The following is a 14,549-nucleotide window of genomic DNA, read 5'->3' as shown; positions in this document are numbered from 1 at the left end:
GGGCTGGGGGCGGGGCCCGGCAACAGTGACAGAGCCGCTGTCAGTATCGCAAGGACCGTGGGGCGTGGCAGGGCTCACGGTGACCGGGGCGACGCGGGTGACGACGAGGTCGAGGACGACCGGGGCGACGCGGGCGTGGAGAGCCCCAGCGCGCTGCCCAGGGCATCAGCCAGCTGCGCGGCGTAGCTCTCGGTGACGTGGCCGATGTCCTGGTAGGTGATCGTCGAGCCGACCACGACCGGGCACTTGTCGTCGTGGCAGAACCACGGGCTGGGGTCGACCAGCTCGGTGCCGGTGGTCCGGGTGGCCTCGCGGTTCATCTCGCGCATCTGCGTGGTGCGCGGGTCCGGGCCGGTCAGGCAGGTGCCCAGGTCGGGGCGGCCGGTCGAGAGGCAGTCGGCCGGGTCGAGGCCCAGGCCGGGCACGTCGTCGAGGACCAGCAGCCGCTCGGTCAGCGGCTCGATGCGCTCCAGCAGGTCCACCAGCCCGTCGCGGTACAGCGGGGCGACCTCGTCGTCGTCGGTGACCAGCTCGCCCTCGGACCAGACTCCGCGCCGGGGCACCGAGGTGGACACGATCGTCACGTCCGGCTGCAGCTCGCCGAGCCGCTCCTCGACCCAGTCCCGGAACGCGTTGCAGTCGTCCCACTCCTCGTCCCCGGCGTAGCTGTTGACGGTGATCCGGGCGGCGGTGCAGGCCCGCTTGACGAAGTAGTAGGTCGTCCAGCCGGACCGCTTGGCGATCCGGTCGATGGCGGGGATCCAGTGCCGCCCGTGCGAGTCGCCGAGCACCGCGATGCTGCGCCCGGCGTCGAGGTCGCCACCGGGGCAGACCTTGTCGAAGCTCTCGGCGTAGTCGCACTCGCCCAGGTCGGCGACGTCGTCGCGCAGGTCGGCCAGGTCGGGGGAGAGGTCGCTGGGCAGCGCGACGCCGTTCTCGGCGGCGACGACGGAGGCCTGGACCAGCCCGACCGCGGGGTCCTTGGCGATGTCGTACTTGTCGGCGTCCGCCACGCCGAAGTCCTGGGTGGTGACGGCTGGGGCGTTGCCGCGCTCGCTGGTCTCCCATTCCGTCCAGCGCCAGCCGCCGAGCGCCGTGCCGGCGATCAGGGCGACCGAGACGGGGTAGAGCACCAGGGCGCGCGGGACGGTCCAGCGCCGGGGGTTGCGGAACGGCGTCTCCACCCAGCGGTACGTCGCGGCGGCGAGCGCGAAGGTGACCGCGATGGCGGCCAGCGACTCCAGCGGACCCAGGTCGCGGCCGAGCCTGCTCTCGACGAGGACCAGGACCGGCCAGTGCCACAGGTACAGCGAGTAGGACCAGTCGCCGATCACCCGCATCGGGGGCAGCGAGAGCATCCGCAGCGGCGCCGGACCGGGCTGGGTCAGCCCCGCCCCCGAGAGCAGCACCATCGCGGTGCCGGCCACCGGCAGCAGCGCGGCGTAGCCGGGGAAGGGCGTGGCGTCGATGAAGAAGAGCGTCGCGGCCGCGATCAGCAGCAGCCCGGTGCTGCTCAGCGCCGCCCGGGTGAAGTGGTCGAAGCGCCGGGCCAGGGCGGGGGCGACCAGCGCCACCAGCGCGCCGGCGCCGAGCTCCCAGCCCCGGGCGAACGGCGAGAAGTACGCGTCGGTCGGCGCGGTGCGGGTGAGCAGGATCGACCAGCTGAAGCTCGCCGCGGTCGCGGCCAGCAGCAGCACGAAGACGGTGAGCCGGCGGACCCGCACCGGGGTCTCGGGGGAGCCGCTCCCGCTACCGGCGGCGCCGCGCCGGCGGCGCAGCCGGTGCCACCCGGTGACCGCGAGCAGCACCAGCGGCCAGACCAGGTAGAACTGCTCCTCCACGGCCAGCGACCAGTAGTGCTGCAGCGGGCTGGGCCCCTGGTCCTGGGCGAAGTAGTCGGTGCCCACCGAGGCGAAGCGGAAGTTGGCGGCGAACAGCGACGCCCAGACCGCGTCCCGGACCACCTCGAGGGCGTCGAGGGCGCTGAGCACGATCAGCGAGGCCAGCACGCTGACGGCGAGGACCAACGTGGCCGCGGGCAGGATCCGGCGCGCCCGCCGGGCGTAGAAGCCGCGCAGCGAGATCGTCCCCTCGCGGCCCAGCTCGCGGTAGAGCTGGTCGGAGATCAGGAACCCCGAGATCACGAAGAACACGTCGACGCCGATGAACCCGCCGGTGAACGGGCCGATTCCGAAGTGCGCGACGATCACGGTCAGCACCGCGACCGCCCGCAACCCTTGGATGTCGCCCCGGAACCCCGGCTTGGTACTCGTCATCGTCGGGTGAATCTAGCAAGCGTGCTCAGTGCCGCCCGTTCCAGGACTCCCACAGTGCGGCGTACGACCCACCGGCGGCGACCAGCTCGTCGTGGCTGCCCAGCTCCGCGATCCGGCCGTCCTCCACCACCGCGACCCGGTCGGCGTCGTGGGCGGAGAAGAGCCGGTGCGCGATGGCGATCACGGTGCGGCCCTCGAGCACCGCGGCCAGCGAGCGCTCCAGGTGCCGGGCGGCGCGCGGGTCGATCAGCGAGGTCGCCTCGTCGAGCACCAGCGTGTGCGGGTCGGCCAGTACCAGCCGGGCCAGCGCGACCTGCTGGGCCTGCGCGTCGGGCAGGTGCCGGCCACCCGAGCCGACGACGGTGTCCAGCCCGTCGGGCAGGGCGTCGACCCAGTCGAGGGCGTCGACGGCCGCCAGCGCGTCGCGGATCTCGGGGTCGCCGGCGCCGGGTGGCGCGGCGAGCGCCAGGTTCTCGCGCAGGGTGCCGACGAAGACGTGGTGCTCCTGGGTGACCAGGGCGACGTGGCCGCGCAGCTCGTCGAGCGGGAGCTCGGTGAGCCCCACCCCGCCGACGGTCACCGAGCCGGTCCGGGGCGGGTGGATCCCGGCCAGCAGCCGGCCCAGCGTGGACTTGCCCGCCCCCGAGGGCCCGACCATCGCGATCCGCTCGCCCACCCCCACGTCGAGGTCGACGCCGTGCAGCACGTCGCGGCCCGGCACGTAGGCGAAGCGCACGTCGCGGGCGTCGAGCTTCTCGCCGTCGGGCCGGGCGCCGGTGACCTCGCGGTCGTCGGGCACCTCGGCGACGCCGAGCAGCCGGGCCAGCGACGCGATGCCGAGCTGGAGCTCGTCGAGGATCGAGACGATCCGGTCCACGGGGTCGATCAGCATCTGCACGTACAGCGTGGCGGCGGTGACGTCGCCCAGCGACACCTCGCCGCGGGTGTAGAGCCAGCCGCCCAGGAGCAGCGTCGCCACGGTCGGGAGCAGGTAGGACATCTCCATGCTCGGGAAGAACACGGTGCGCAGCCGCAGCGTGTAGCGCTCGGCGTCGAAGGAGTCGGCGATGTCGGCGTCGATGGCCCGGATCCGCTCCTGGCTCAGACCGAGCGCCTCGACCGTCCGGGCGCCCTCCACGGTCTCGGTCAGCGTCGCGTTGATCTGCGAGTACGTCGCGCTCTCGCGCAGGTAGCCGTCCTTGGCCCGGGCCAGGTACCACCGCAGCCCGATCACCAGCGGGGGCACGCCGAGCAGGCAGGGCAGGGCGACCCACCAGCCCACGCTCAGCGCGGCGGCGAAGGTGAGGACCGCGGTGACGACCGCGATCGTCCACTCCGGCAGCGCCATCCGCACCGACCAGCCGAGCTGGTCGACGTCGCGGTTGGTGCGGGTGAGCAGGTCGCCGGAGCCGGCCGACTCCACCACCCCCACCGGCAGGGCGAGGGTGTTGTCGACGAAGTCCTCGCGCAGCTGGGCGAGGACCTCCTCGCCCAGCACCTGGCTGAGCAGCCGGGCGTAGCGGGTGAGCACGGTCTGCACCACCAGGAAGCCGGCCAGCAGGGCGACGGTCCGGTCCACCCGGTCCAGCGTGGTGCCGGCCTCGACGGCCTGGACGAGGTCGCCGAGCAGGCGCGGCGCGGCCAGCGCGGCCGTGGCCGCCGCGACGTGCAGGGCCAGGGTCGCGCCCAGCATCCGCGGGTGGCGGCGGGCGATCTGCACCGCGTAGCGGCGCACGGCGCGGCTGTCGGCCACGGGCAGGGCGGTGCTCATCGGGTCGGCTCCAGCTCGGTGTCGGACTCGGTCTCGCGGGTGACCACCCGGCGATACCCGGGGTGGCTCTCGAGCAGGCTCGCGTGGGTGCCGCTGGCGACGACGCGGCCCTGGTCCAGCAGCACCACCCGGTCCACGGCGTCGAGCAGCAGCGGGCTGGTGGTGGTGACCACCGTGGTCCGCCCGGCCCGGTGCGCGCGCAGCCGGGCCGCGATCCGGGCCTCGGTGTGCGCGTCCACCGCCGAGGTGGGCTCCACCAGCACCAGCACCTCCGGCTCGATCGCCAGCGCGCGGGCCAGCACCAGGCGCTGGCGCTGGCCTCCGGAGAAGCTGCGCCCGCGCTCGGCGACGTGGGTGTCCAGCCCCTCGGGCAGGGCCTCGAGGATGTCGTGCGCCGACGCCGTGGTCAGCGCCGCGCCCACGTCGCCCGAGCCGGTGACGTCGAGCCGCTCGCCCAGGGGGCCGGAGAACAGCGCGCTCCCGGTGTCGCTGACCACGATCCGGCGCCGCACCTCCGCGCGCGGCAGCGCCGAGAGCGGTACGCCGCCCAGCCGCACGTCGTCGTCGGCGTCGGCGGTGCACAGGCCGAGCCGGTCGGCCAGGAGCGCGGTCTCGCCCGGCTGCTCGCAGACCAGCGCGGTGATCTCGCCGGGGCGGAGCACCAGCCCGGTGCGCGCGTCGTACAGCTCGGAGCCGGCGGGCGGGCTGGGCGCCGGGTCCGCGGGGTCGCTCAGGTCGGGGGTGAGCGCCAGCACCCGGCACACCCGCCGGGCGGCGACGCGGGCGCGGATGAACTTGTTGGCGTACTCGGTGGCGGTGCGCAGCGGGATCATCAGGAACGCGGCGTAGCCGTAGAACGCCACCAGCTCGCCGGGGGTGATCCGCCCCGACACCGCGTAGCGGGCGCCGATCCAGACCACCACGACGACGAAGACGCCGGGCAGGAGCACCTGCAGCGCCTCCAGGATCGACTGCAGCCGGGCGAGCGCCACTCCGGCGGCGCGGGTGGACTGCGACTCGCGCCGGTAGCGCTCGAGGAAGACCTGCTCGCCGCCGATGCCGCGCAGCACCCGCAGGCCGCTGACGATGTCGGCGGCGGTGCTGGACAGCGCGCCGGTCAGCTCGCGCTGGTGGGTGGCACGGCGCTGCAGCGGGCTGAGCAGCGGGCCGACGGCGACCATCAGCGCCGGCACCCCGATCAGCACCACCAGCCCCAGGGTGAGCGAGGTCTGCAGCAGGATCACCGCGACCAGCAGGAAGCTGACGATCGCGCCGGCGAAGCGAGCGGAGACGTCCATCACCTGGCCCAGATGGGACAGGTCGCTGGTGCCGATGGTGATCACCTCGCCGGTGGAGACCTTGCGCGGCAGCGTGCCGCCCAGGTCCACCGCCTGCCGGCCGACCAGCTGCACGGTGCGGTAGGCGGCGGTCAGCCAGTTGGTCACCGCGAAGCGGTGCCGGATGATGCCGCTGGCCGCCTGGACGATGCCGATCGCCAGCAGGATCGCGCCCCAGCGCAGCAGCTCCTCGCCGTCGCGCTCGGCGACGCCGCGGTCGATGGCGCGCCCGATCACGGCGGGCATCACGGCCTGGGCGCTCATCCAGATGATGCCGAAGAGCGCACCCAGCGCCAGCGTGTGCCACTGCCCCTTGGCCAACCACCACAGGAACCGGCCCTCGGAGCGATGATCGGCGGTGCCGGGGTGTTCGAGGGGAAGGATGCGCACTGCCGGGACGGTACCTACCCGATGCCGTGCGGCGCGACTCGTTTTCCCGGTGGGTGCCGCCTCAGTCGGCGCCCGGCGACGAGGGCTGCCTCGAGCGGCCGACCAGGTAGGGCACCACCGTCAGCAGCACGACGCAGACCACGAGCAGCGATCCGCCGACCGTCATCGCGGCGCGGCGGTCGACGACCACGTCGAAGACGAGGGTGACCATGCCGGTCAACAACGCCGCCACCGCGCCGAGAGCGACCGCCACGAGGCGGTGGGCGGTGCGCACCAGGCGCTGCTTGACGTGCTGGCCGAAGAGCCGGCGGTGCACCGCGATCGGCGTGATCAGCAGGCAGGTGGTGAGCCCGGCCACGACCACCAGAGCCAGGTAGAGCGAGCGCTGGAAGGAGTCCAGGTCCGCGAAGCGCTCCTGGAAGGGGAGGGTGAGCAGGAACCCCGCGATCAGCTGCACGCCGGTCTGCAGGACTCGCATCTCCTGCAGGAGCTCGGCCCAGTTGCGGTCGTGCTTCTGTGAGGGCGACTCGTTGCGCTCGTCGACGGGATCGGGTGAGCTCATCGGTGCGGCGGTTCCCCGATCACGCCCGCCCCAAGCCGTCGACCACCTCGACGCCCGGCAGCCGGCCCAGCGCCGCGCCGGAGACCAGCAGCTTGGAGCCGCGTACGCCGGAGCCGAGGATCGCGACGTCGCACTCGAGCACCAGTGGGTCGAGCAGCACCCGCCAGTCCTGCGGCAGGCCGAGCGGGGTGATCGCGCCGTACTCCATCCCGGTCTCGGCCACCGCCCGCTCCATCGCCAGGAACGACGCCTTGCGTACGTCGAGGGTGCGCTTGACCAGGTTGTTGACGTCGGCGCGGGTGTCGGCGCGCACGACGCACGCGGCGATCCGCTCCACGCCCTCGCGCCGGCCGGCCACCACCACGCAGTTGGCGCTCGCGGTGAGCGGCAGCCGGTAGGCCTCGGTCATCGCGGCGGTGTCGGCCAGCGCCGGGTCGATCTCCACCACCGCCACACCGGCGGCGTCGGGCCAGCCCGACAGGGCGGCGGCGACCGGCGGCGCGAGCAGCTCGGGGTGCTCGCCGGCCGGCAGCGAGCGCAGGGTTCCGATCGTCGGCAGACTCATCGGGCCATCATCGACCATTCACCTGGCGGCCACCCGCAGGGCGCCGCGCTGACGCGTCGGGCTGCTCGGGTGGGGTCATGACCACCATCGTCGCCCATCGGGGCGCCTGCGGGGACCGACCCGAGCACACCCTGGCCGCCTACCGGGCCGCCCTGGAGGGGGGAGCCGACGCGCTCGAGGTCGACCTCGTCCCCACCGCCGACGCCGTCCTGGTGGCCCGGCACGACAGCGAGCTCAGCCTCACCACCGACGTGGCCGGCCGGGCCGAGCTGCGGGAGTGGCGCACGATCAAGCTGATCGACGGACGCCCGCTGGCCGGCTGGTTCGTCGAGGACCTGACGCTGGCGCAGGTGCGCACGTTGCGCGCCCGGGAGCGCCACCGGCTCACCAGGACGGCGAGTGCGGCGCACGACGGACGGGAGGGCGTGCCGACGCTGGAGGATGTGCTCGGGCTGGTCCGGGCCGAGTCGGTGCGCCGAGGGCGCCGCGTCGGCCTGCTGCTGGAGCTCAAGCACCCCTCGTACTACGCGGCGCTGGGGTTGCCGCTGGAGGACCTGGTCCTCGACGTGCTGCGCCGCTACCACCTCGACCACCACGGCTCGGGGGTCCGGGTGATGTCCTTCGAGACCACCGTGCTGCGGCGGCTCTCGCGGCGCACCACGCTCGGCCTGGTCCAACTGCTGGATCGCCCCGAGCGGCACCCGGCGGACCTGGTCCTCGCCGGCGACCGGCGCAGCTACGCCGACCTGGCGACGGTGGCGGGCCTGTCCTGGATCGACGGGTACGCCGAGGCGATCGGGCCGCACAAGGAGCTCGTGGTGCCCCGCGACCGGACCGGCGCCGGCCTGGCCCCCACGGCGCTGGTCGACGACGCTCACCGGCGCCGGCTGGCGGTCCACGTCTGGACGCTGCGCGCGGAGAACCGCTTCCTGCCCCGGCAGCTGCGCCGTGGGCCGGCGCCGGACGCGCACGGGGACCTGGTCGGCGAGGCGCGTGCGCTCACCGCGGGCGGAGTGGACGGGTTGATCACCGACCACCCGGCCCTGCTGGTCGACCCGAGCCGCGCCGCGGCTCACTCCTCGGGCAGGAGCGCCCAGGCCACCAGGTAGGCGATGACGAGGCTGCCCAGCCCGAAGATCGCGGCCAGCACCGTGACCAGCCGCACCACGGTCACGTCCACGCCGAGGTAGTCGGCCACCCCGGAGCAGACGCCCGCGATCATCCGGTCGTCGCTGCGGCGCACCAGGCGGCGCCCGGACCACGGCCGGGAGGCCCGGTCACCGGGAGGCGGCTGCTCGCCCGGGGACTGGCCGAGCGGCTGCTGGCCGGGCTGCTGGCCCGGGTCGGGCGGAGGGAGCGTGCTCATCGGAACTCCTCGGTGTCGGCGGTCTCGTGGTCGGGGAAGGCAGGGGGAGCGGCGGCGCGGTTGCGCCGCGCGGCGCGGATGCCGAGCGCGAGCAGGCCCGCGGCGCCGCCGAGCACCCAGGGCACCGGGAGCAGGAAGCGCAGGTCGTCACCCGAGGCGACGTCGCTGACCAGCAGCGCCCAGATCCCCACCATGGTGAGGAAGGCGAGCCCCATCACCAGGTAGCCGACCTCCACCGGGTGGCGTCGGGGCTGGCGGGTGGCGGTCGGGTCGGTGCTCATCGGCGTTCTCCCTGGTGAGAGGCGGGGTGCTGGAGGCGAGGTGCGCGGGGAGTGGTGGGGGTCATGGCTCAGGGCTCGTGGATCTCGATGACGCCGACCGCGAGCGTGACGTCGATCGTCAGCTGCCCGGGGGAGGTGGCGTCGCCGTCCGAGGTCTCGCGCAGTGCCTGCTCGGCGAGGTCGACGCCCGCGGCGTGCGTGCCGAAGACCGAGAGGCTGCCGAGTCCGTCGACGGCCGTCTCCACCCGCACGTCGACCCCGTCGGGCACCGTCACCTCGAGTCGCCCGACGTCACCCTCCACCTGGATCGTGCGCCCGGCGAGCGTCTCGGGGTCGGCGACCTGCGACAGGTCGAGGTACAGCTCGCCCACCTCGACGTCGTAGCGGTCCTCGACGTCGGCGGCGGCCGTCGGGGTGGCGCGGACCGCGGTCTCGTCGTACTCGTCGGCGGCGGTGGTGAAGGCCAGGGCCAGGGCGGCGATCAGGCCGAGCGTGACCAGCCCGCCGGCCCGGCCGAACCACGCTCCGAGCAGCAGCATCGCGGCGATCACACCCAGCGCCAGCGCCGGGTAGGCGGAGTCGGGCACGGAGGCGCCCGCCAGGTCGATCAGGGACAGCACGCCGAGCCCGAGCGCCAGCAGCGCGAGCGTCCAGCCGATCAGGATCGGGCCCCGGCGCGGCGGCCGGGGCGGCACCGGCGCGACGGGCGCGTAGGCCATCTGCCCCGGGGGTGCGGAGTACGCAGACGGCGGCTGGTGGACCTGGGGCCCGTCCTTGGTGAACGAGACGCCGGTGCCCGGCGCGTAGGGCGCACCGCTGGCCGGGCGACCGGTCGGTGCGCCGGGGCTGCCGCCGGGAGCGGAGCCGCGCTTGCTCAGCACGTAGGCGACCACCACCGCGACCACGGCCAGCGGCCAGGGGAACCAGCCACCTCCCCAGGGGCCCCAGGTGTCGCCGAGCAGCATCAGGGCGGCGAGCACGCCCACCGCGATCACCCCGGCGCTGCGGGCACCGTCGTCGAGCGGCACGATCGCGGCGTCGCTGCCGTCCTCGGGGATCAGCAGCCACAGCGCCAGGTAGAGCATGACGCCCGCGCCGCCGAAGAAGGCGAGCACCACCAGGACGACCCGGACGATCGCGGGGTCGATGTCGAGGTGGCGGGCCACGCCGCCGGCCACGCCGGCGACGTGGCGCTGCCCGCCGGTCGTACGGCGCAGCCGGGCGAGGTCGCCCACCTGGTCGCGGGTGACCCGGGGGCCGTCGTCGTGGGGGGCGTCGGGGGGAGGCCCGCCGGTCGGGCTCTCCGGGGAACCGCCGCCGGCGGGAGGTGTGGTGGTCATGGCTCCAGCCTGCTCCGCCCGGCGGGCCGCCGCCATCGGGGACACCCCCGGTTCCGCACGACGCGACCCCGAGAGGGACGGGTGCCCCGGTGGCGAGGAACCAGGGGGTTCTCAGGGTCCGACCTCATGGTTGCGACCCCCGCGCTGTGTGACGATGGAGGGGCCATGTCCACGCCCGATGCCTCCCTCGCCGGCCATCCTGGCCCGCGCCGCGCCCTGCGGGACCTGCGCGAACCCGTCCTGGGCGGCGTCGCCGCCGGGCTGGCGCGGCACCTGGCGGTGCCGATCACCTGGGTGCGCGCCGCGTTCCTCGTGCTGAGCGGCATCGGCGGTCTCGGTGCCGTGCTCTACGCAGGCCTGTGGCTGGTGCTGCCGGCCGACCAGGAGCGCCACGCCCAGTCACCGGGGCTGGAGAGCCACACCCGCGCTGGCCGGCGACCCGGGCGCGCGGCACGGATCAGCGACGCCGGGCCGGCGGTCGTGCTCGGCGCGTTGGTCCTCGGGGCCGTCCTGGTCCTGGAGGCGGCGTTCGGACGAGGAGCCGTGCTCTGGCCGATCGTGCTGGGCGGCGGCGGCCTCACCCTGCTGTGGCGCCAGGCCGACGAGGCGCAGCGCGAGCGCTGGCTCGACACCAGCGGACGCATCGACCCGGTCCGGGTCGTCTTCGGCAGCGGTGGCTGGGCGGCGTACGCGCGGATCGCGCTCGGCATGGTGCTGGTCATCGCCGCGCTGCTCCTGATCGGCTTCGACCGGGCCTCCCTCGACCAGGGCAGCGGGCTCCTGATGGCCGGCGGACTCGGCGTGCTCGGCGTGGGGCTGGTCGCCGGCCCGTGGATCTTCCGCCTGGCCTCCGACCTGACCGCCGAGCGCGAGGAGCGGATCCGCACCCAGGAGCGCGCCGACGTCGCCGCGCACCTGCACGACTCGGTGCTGCAGACGCTGGCGCTGATCCAGCGCAGCGCCGACGACGGCCCCACCGTGGCCCGGCTGGCCCGCGCGCAGGAGCGCGAGCTGCGCGCCTGGCTCTACGCGGCCGAGGCCGCCGACGCCTCCACGCTGGTAGGGGCCCTGCGCGAGGTGGTCGCCCAGGTGGAGGACGGCTACGGAATCGCGGTCACCGTCGTCGGGGTCGGCGACTGTCCGCTCTCCGAGCGTCTCCAGCCGGTCGTGGCGGCCACCCGCGAGGCGGTGACGAACGCCGCCAAGCACGCCGGGGTCGCCAGCGTCGACGTCTACGCCGAGGTGGGCCCGGGTGCCGTGGACGTGTTCGTCCGCGACCGGGGCGTCGGGTTCGTCCTCGACGACGTCTGCGACGACCGGTACGGCGTGCGCCACAGCATCCTGGGCCGGATGGTGCGCCACGGTGGCACGGCCGAGGTCCGCAGCGCCCCCGGCGAGGGCACCGAGGTCCGCCTGCACATGCCCGTGCCGACCCAGGCACAACCAGATCCCTCCCACGCCGATCCCTCCCACGCCGATGCATCCCATCGCGATCCGTCCCTCGAGGAGCAGCCCGATGAGCACCCCCACAGCTGAGCGCACCGGCCAGGTCCGGGTGGTGGTCGTCGACGACCACGCGATGTTCCGCACGGGGGTGCGCGCCGAGATCGGGACCGCGGTCGACGTCGTGGCCGAGGCCGCGGACGTGGACGAGGCGGTCCGGGCCATCGCCGAGCAGCACCCCGACGTCGTCCTGCTCGACGTGCACCTGCCCGGTGGGGGAGGCGGGGAGGTGATGCGCCGGCTCGCCGCGCGCCAGCTGCGCACCTGCTACCTGGCGCTGTCGGTGAGCGACTCCGCCGAGGACGTGATCGGCACCATCCGGGCAGGCGCGCGCGGCTACGTCACCAAGACCATCACCGGCCCCGAGCTGGTCGACGCGATCCGTCGGGTGGCCGAGGGCGACGCCGTGTTCTCCCCGCGCCTGGCGGGCTTCGTGCTCGACGCGTTCGCGGGCTCCATCGAGGTCGCCGCCGTCGACGAGGACCTCGACCGGCTCACCGAGCGCGAGCGGGAGGTGATGCGGCTGATCGCGCGCGGGTACGCCTACAAGGAGGTGGCCAGGGAGCTGTTCATCTCGATCAAGACCGTGGAGACCCACATGTCGAGCGTGCTGCGCAAGCTGCAGCTCTCCTCGCGCCACGAGCTCACCCGGTGGGCCTCGGAGCGCCGGCTGCTCTGAGTCGCGTTTCGGTCGGGCTGCCACGGGGTATCCGCCCCGCACTGCCCACCCACCCGAAGGTGACCCTCGTGGCCGACTCGCCCGCTTCCGACGCCAGCGGCGTCCAGCCACCCGGCCCCGACCCGGAGGCCGGCGTGGACACCGACGAGAGCGATCTCAAGCGCGGGATCACCGGTCGGCTGCTGTTCTTCTACGTCCTCGGCGACGTCCTGGGCTCCGGCATCTACGTGCTGATCGGCCTGGTGGCCGGTGCCGTCGGAGGCGCCTTCTGGATCGCGTTCGCCGTCGGCGTCACCGTCGCGACGATCACCGGGCTCGCCTACGCCGAGCTGGTGACGAAGTACCCCCAGGCCGCCGGGGCCGCGCTCTACATCAACAAGGCCTTCGGCAACCGGCCGCTGACCTTCCTGATCACCGTCTGCATGCTGTCCGCGAGCTTCGCGGCCGCCGGGTCGCTGGCGACCGGCTTCGCGTCGTACTTCGAGGAGATCTGGGCGCTGCCGCCGGCGCTGCTGGTCACCCTGGCCTTCGTGGTCGTGCTGGCGGTGGTGAACTTCATCGGCATCACCGAGTCCGTGGTCGCCAACATGGTGATGACGTTCGTGGAGATCGCCGGGCTGGTGATCATCCTGGTGATCGGCATCGTCTACGTCGCCCAGGGCAAGGCCGACTTCGCGGTGCTCACCGACTTCACCACCCGCAGCGACGTGAGCCCGGTGTGGGCGGTGATCGCCGGCGTGGCCCTGGCGTTCTTCGCGATGACCGGGTTCGAGAACGCCGCCAACGTGGCCGAGGAGACCGTGGACCCGAGCCGGACCTTCCCCCGCGCCCTGGTCGGCGGCATGGTCGCCGCGGGCGTCATCTACGTGCTGGTGGCCGCCACCGCCGCGCTGACCGTGCCGGTCGGGACGCTGCAGGACAGCGACGCGGCCCTGCTCGAGGTCGTCAAGACGGGCATCCTGCCGGTGCCGGTGGGCGTGATGACGATCCTGTTCGCGGTGATCGCGATGGTGGCGATCACGAACACCACGCTGGTCGCGGTGGTCACCGAGTCGCGGATCCTCTACGGCATGGCCCGCGAGGACGTGGTGCCGGGGATCTTCGGGCGCATCCACCAGAGCCGTCGCAGCCCCTGGTTCGCGCTGATCTTCGCGGCGGTCGTGGTGTGCGGTCTGCTGCTCACCGGATGGGCGCTGAACCGGGCCGGCGTCGGGGTCGACGTGGTGGAACGGCTTGCGCTGGTCACGGTCGTGTTCACGCTGTTCATCTACCTGCTGGTGATCGTCGCCGCTCTCAAGCTGCGCGGCACCGGCGAGCGCGAGGACACCTTCCGGGCCTGGACCCCCCTGCTCTACCTCGGCATCCTCGGCAACGCGGTGCTGCTGGTCTACGTCGTCATCGACGACCCCGCCTCCCTGTTCTGGTGCGCCGGCCTGCTGGCACTCGGGGGAGTCCTGTTCGTGGCTCAGCAGCTCGCCTCGAGGCGCGCCGGAGCAACGCCGCCCACCACCACCTCAGGAGCCTGACATGCACGTGCTCATCGCCACCGACGGCTCCAAGCAGTCCCTGGCCGCGGCCCGCCACTTCAAGTCCTTCGCGGACCCCACGAAGGTCACCGACGTGTCGCTGGTCGCGGTGATCCGGCCGCTGGCGGCGGTCTCCTTCGCCGACGAGCTCTCGCCGCCGGCGCGGGGGGACGCCGAGCACCAGGTGGTCAGCTTCCGCGAGGCCGCGCAGGGGGCGCTCAACGTGATCGCCGAGGAGTTCAAGGGCTGGGGCCCCAAGGTGCACAAGCGGATCCGCAGCGGCTCTCCGGCCAACGAGATCATCAAGGCTGCGGGCCAGCTCGACGTCGGCCTGGTGGTGGTCGCCTCGGGAGGTCGCGGCGTCAGCGACACCGTGCTGGTCGGCAGCACCGCCCAGAAGGTGCAGCACTACGCTCCGTGCCCGGTGCTGGTCGTGCGACCCGCGCCACGTAACCGACGCCGGTCGTCTCGGCGCAGCTCCTGAGCGCTACGCTCCGGCCCCATGGAAACCCTGCGCCTGATCCTGCTCTTCGTGCACATCCTCGGCTTCGCCGCCCTCTTCGGGGGCCTCTTCGTGCAGCTGCGATCTTCGGAGAAGGTGGTCAACGGCGCGATGCGCGACGGCGCCGGCACGGCGTTCCTGGCCGGGCTGCTGCTGGTGGGCGTCCTCGAGGGCGGGGATGGTGACGTCAACCACGCCAAGATCGGGGTCAAGTTCGCTCTCGCGCTGGTCATTCTAGTCTTGGTGATGGCGAACCTGAGGAAGCCGCGCATCCCCAACGGTCTCTACCTGGGACTGCTGGGGCTGACCACGGTGACGATCGCCGTAGCCGTCTTCTGGTCGCCCGCGCACGTGTGAGCAGCCCGGCCGGCCCGCACGGGTCGGCCCGCGCGTCCACCGCTGCGCTCGGCGGCCAGCAGACTCCGGGTCGCGCACCCCCGAGCGCGACCCT

Annotated in this window: 14 protein-coding genes; 6 read left to right on the top strand and 8 right to left on the bottom strand. The window is 73.8% G+C overall.

Annotated elements, in window-relative coordinates; all coding sequences use genetic code 11:
- Positions 1 to 74: 74 nt before the first annotated feature.
- The 5 genes from AC6EI4_RS03835 to AC6EI4_RS03815 all read right to left on the bottom strand — a co-directional run bounded on the left by AC6EI4_RS03835 (position 75) and on the right by AC6EI4_RS03815 (position 6,901).
- Complete coding sequence (locus AC6EI4_RS03835; protein ID WP_498450633.1) at positions 75 to 2,276, bottom strand: acyltransferase family protein; 2,202 nt, start codon at positions 2,274 to 2,276, stop codon at positions 75 to 77.
- Positions 2,277 to 2,301: 25 nt separating this feature from the next.
- Positions 2,302 to 4,047, bottom strand: coding sequence for an ABC transporter ATP-binding protein (locus AC6EI4_RS03830; RefSeq protein WP_498424841.1), 1,746 nt, complete (start codon positions 4,045 to 4,047; stop codon positions 2,302 to 2,304).
- Complete coding sequence (locus tag AC6EI4_RS03825; protein WP_498450632.1) at positions 4,044 to 5,774, bottom strand: ABC transporter ATP-binding protein; 1,731 nt, start codon at positions 5,772 to 5,774, stop codon at positions 4,044 to 4,046. Before AC6EI4_RS03825 ends, AC6EI4_RS03830 begins: the two co-directional genes overlap by 4 nt.
- Positions 5,775 to 5,835: 61 nt before the next feature.
- Positions 5,836 to 6,336, bottom strand: a complete 501-nt coding sequence (locus AC6EI4_RS03820) for a DUF6328 family protein (protein WP_498450631.1) — start codon at positions 6,334 to 6,336, stop codon at positions 5,836 to 5,838.
- Between the two features lie 19 nt (positions 6,337 to 6,355).
- Positions 6,356 to 6,901 carry a YbaK/EbsC family protein gene (locus AC6EI4_RS03815; RefSeq protein WP_498450630.1) on the bottom strand — a complete coding sequence of 182 codons (546 nt, stop codon included), beginning with the start codon at positions 6,899 to 6,901 and terminating at the stop codon, positions 6,356 to 6,358.
- A 77-nt stretch (positions 6,902 to 6,978) separates the two neighbouring features.
- On the opposite strand from AC6EI4_RS03815, the gene AC6EI4_RS03810 reads away from it, so the two are divergent.
- Positions 6,979 to 8,010, top strand: a complete 1,032-nt coding sequence (locus tag AC6EI4_RS03810; protein ID WP_498450629.1) for a glycerophosphodiester phosphodiesterase family protein — start codon at positions 6,979 to 6,981, stop codon at positions 8,008 to 8,010.
- Here the strand turns inward: AC6EI4_RS03810 and AC6EI4_RS03805 are convergent.
- The 3 genes from AC6EI4_RS03805 to AC6EI4_RS03795 all read right to left on the bottom strand — a co-directional run bounded on the left by AC6EI4_RS03805 (position 7,974) and on the right by AC6EI4_RS03795 (position 9,888).
- Positions 7,974 to 8,267: a PspC domain-containing protein gene (locus AC6EI4_RS03805; protein WP_498450628.1), complete on the bottom strand. Its 294-nt coding sequence runs from the start codon at positions 8,265 to 8,267 to the stop codon at positions 7,974 to 7,976. The genes AC6EI4_RS03810 and AC6EI4_RS03805 overlap by 37 nt on opposite strands.
- Positions 8,264 to 8,548, bottom strand: coding sequence for a hypothetical protein (locus tag AC6EI4_RS03800; RefSeq protein WP_498424832.1), 285 nt, complete (start codon positions 8,546 to 8,548; stop codon positions 8,264 to 8,266). Before AC6EI4_RS03800 ends, AC6EI4_RS03805 begins: the two co-directional genes overlap by 4 nt.
- Positions 8,549 to 8,616: 68 nt before the next feature.
- A complete protein-coding gene (locus tag AC6EI4_RS03795; RefSeq protein ID WP_498450627.1) occupies positions 8,617 to 9,888 on the bottom strand; it encodes a PspC domain-containing protein in 1,272 nt (423 codons plus the stop codon).
- 165 nt (positions 9,889 to 10,053) lie between these two features.
- Here AC6EI4_RS03795 and AC6EI4_RS03790 point away from each other — a divergent pair, with 165 nt between their 5' ends.
- The 5 genes from AC6EI4_RS03790 (at position 10,054) to AC6EI4_RS03770 (ending at position 14,455) form a co-directional block, all read left to right on the top strand.
- The gene (locus AC6EI4_RS03790) at positions 10,054 to 11,424 is read left to right on the top strand and encodes an ATP-binding protein (protein WP_498450626.1); all 1,371 of its coding nucleotides are present in this window, start codon (positions 10,054 to 10,056) and stop codon (positions 11,422 to 11,424) included.
- The gene (locus AC6EI4_RS03785) at positions 11,405 to 12,070 is read left to right on the top strand and encodes a response regulator (protein WP_498450625.1); all 666 of its coding nucleotides are present in this window, start codon (positions 11,405 to 11,407) and stop codon (positions 12,068 to 12,070) included. The genes AC6EI4_RS03790 and AC6EI4_RS03785 overlap by 20 nt, the downstream gene beginning before the upstream one ends.
- Positions 12,071 to 12,138: 68 nt before the next feature.
- Positions 12,139 to 13,596 (top strand): APC family permease, encoded by a 1,458-nt coding sequence (locus AC6EI4_RS03780; RefSeq protein ID WP_498424826.1) that lies wholly within the window; start codon positions 12,139 to 12,141, stop codon positions 13,594 to 13,596.
- Between the two features lies 1 nt (position 13,597).
- Positions 13,598 to 14,080: a universal stress protein gene (locus AC6EI4_RS03775; RefSeq protein ID WP_498424825.1), complete on the top strand. Its 483-nt coding sequence runs from the start codon at positions 13,598 to 13,600 to the stop codon at positions 14,078 to 14,080.
- Between the two features lie 18 nt (positions 14,081 to 14,098).
- Positions 14,099 to 14,455: a hypothetical protein gene (locus AC6EI4_RS03770; protein ID WP_498450624.1), complete on the top strand. Its 357-nt coding sequence runs from the start codon at positions 14,099 to 14,101 to the stop codon at positions 14,453 to 14,455.
- The last annotated feature ends 94 nt before the right edge of the window (positions 14,456 to 14,549 follow it).

This window comes from Nocardioides sp. Z43_10, assembly GCF_059766615.1.
This window is presented reverse-complemented; position numbering and strand designations above follow the sequence as displayed.